Raw genomic sequence first — 2255 nt, forward strand, 5'->3', positions numbered from 1 at the left:
CAAAGCTGTTTTAATATGGTATATTGTGACAGCAAAACAAAAAGCAGTCAACTATCATATATAATAAACCCCGGAAAATATCCAGGGTTTATCAATTAGTTATATTTCAGTTTCTAGAGATTACATTGGTGAGGTTTTTCGAGATTAGAAACCGTTAGTGGCGTTAATTCATCGCTAAAGCAATGGTACTCATCAACGAAGTTCTTTTCACACATACGGTAGGCAAAGAGCTCATTACCCACATTTGGAAGCATAAGTTTTCCATTTGTAGTGTCTGTAACTAATTCAGCACCTGCCACATCTAATGAATCAAGGCTTGAAACTTTATAAACTTCTATTTTGGTGTTATCGCTAGTGACATGATCATTTAACTTAAACTCCCCCATTGAACAAACATCAATAGAACCACCGAGAGTATCTAAGTAAAACTCTACATCACACTCACCAGCTAGTGGACTTTTTAACGCTACCCCTTCCTCTGACAACTTTCTCATTTGAAGCATTGCCTCATATGCATTCAAAACACCATAGCCGCAATATCCATTGTCACAAGAATAATTAAGAAAACCACTTCCCGCTTCACCGACCATTGGTTTGCCTGTCGATTGTTTAAGAATGGTAATGATTTCTGTAGGAGTTAAATCGGGATTTTCGTTGAGCATTAGTGCAATTGTGCCCGTTACTAGAGGTGTCGAAAGACTCGTTCCAGCCGTTTCGGTGTAGTCCAAAGCTCCATCATTATTCGAATCAACGATTGTCGGCAATGAGAGGCGGTCACCATAAGCAACAATGTCTACGTTAACATCAAAGTTAGAAAACCCAGACTTATATCCATCTAATTGGTTTGAGCCTACTCCGATCACACCGGGACAATCTTTTGGTAAGCCTGTTTCATAATTAACGCCTCGATTCCCTTGCGCTGCCACAAAAGTAATCCCCTTATCTTGCGCTACTCGAATCGCGTCTTGAACGTCACCACCACACATTGTGTTCCGCAACGTTAACGACATATTTATAACATCAACTGGCTCTGAAATTAGCGGTACACCAGGAACCTCTTGTCCACTCAGCCACTTGATTGCAGCAGTTAAGTCTTCAACTTTTGCTTCACTACATTTCAGTGCTCGAGCTGCAACCAATTCAACATCAGCTACACCTTTTACGCCATCCCCTTGAGGGTTGGCACCAATTAGTGATGCAACCATATTGCCATGACCTATATCGCAGTGTTCACCACGGTCAGATATCGGTGTGTCAAAATTTGCTGTGTAACCTTCAGTTCCGATAAAACTATATCCATCAACAAAAGGAAGCTCTGGAGTATTTAAAAAGCCTCCATCTATAACACCCACACGTGTCACGTTATTGGTTTTTGCAGTATCTCTGGCCTTAGAAATACTATTCGCCCCTTTAAGTATGTCTTGGTCTGCCCAATAGGTATTTAACTGTGACTGGTGGTAACCAGTTGAGTCTGACATCGCTAAAGGATCGACTCCTTTAAATAAGATAGGTTCTGCAATATTCGCATGAGCATAACCGTTAAAAACTGCAGCGCTAATTAGTAGAGATAGGGTGATTTTGTTCATTCTATTTGTCCTTAAATGCTGCAATTGCCGTAAGTAGGGTCAGTTAAATTTTCAACAAACTGAAATTCAGGGTTGAACTTGAAAACTGACAGTTCAGTAAACTGACCGTAGTTCACATTGCCTTTAAAGAATGAATAGCCTGTCGAAGAGGCATTGAAATCCACTGCTGGGAGTACACTCAGGCTATTCTCTTTTGCGGCAATCTTGTTCAGATGATCTATGTATTGTTTAGCGCTTGCGTTTAGTTCAGATTCAAAACTTGATAATGGATTAACAAGTAGAGTCTCTATACCACCATTATGCACCTTGCTTACTGCCAACTTGATGTCGTTTAGTTTGTCCAGGTATACCTGCTCATCAAATTCGGGTGTAAATGGGAGCTGACCATGACCCATCAATAAAAAAACCTTTTCATAAGCATGTTGGAGTGATTTTAGCTCCGAAAACTGCTTAATCTCTTCACTGTTATCGATGTACGTTGAAGCGACTTCAAGACGCTCATTAAGACTTGTGTTAACAATATCAAGGCTAAAGTTCGTAGATATTTGCTCGCTGCCATCTTCAAGTGTCAGTGTGAGGCTCAAATCACCTGAAGACTTAAGTAATTCATCTGCTGAAAGAATTAAATTCGATTTATTTACAGACCAATGAATATTTTTTTCATATTCA

General features: G+C 39.9%; 2 protein-coding genes. Both read right to left on the reverse strand.

Features of this window, described 5'->3' with window-relative positions; genetic code table 11:
* Positions 1 to 113: 113 nt before the first annotated feature.
* Positions 114 to 1586 carry a S8 family peptidase gene (locus tag IQR33_RS11000; protein WP_054574987.1) on the reverse strand — a complete coding sequence of 491 codons (1473 nt, stop codon included), beginning with the start codon at positions 1584 to 1586 and terminating at the stop codon, positions 114 to 116.
* An 11-nt stretch (positions 1587 to 1597) separates the two neighbouring features.
* Positions 1598 to 2255, reverse strand: a 658-nt coding sequence (locus IQR33_RS11005) for a hypothetical protein (protein WP_193843698.1), incomplete at its 5' end; no start/stop codon positions are given.

The organism is Vibrio sp. OPT46, from assembly GCF_015163535.1.
Lineage (GTDB): Bacteria > Pseudomonadota > Gammaproteobacteria > Enterobacterales > Vibrionaceae > Vibrio > Vibrio alginolyticus.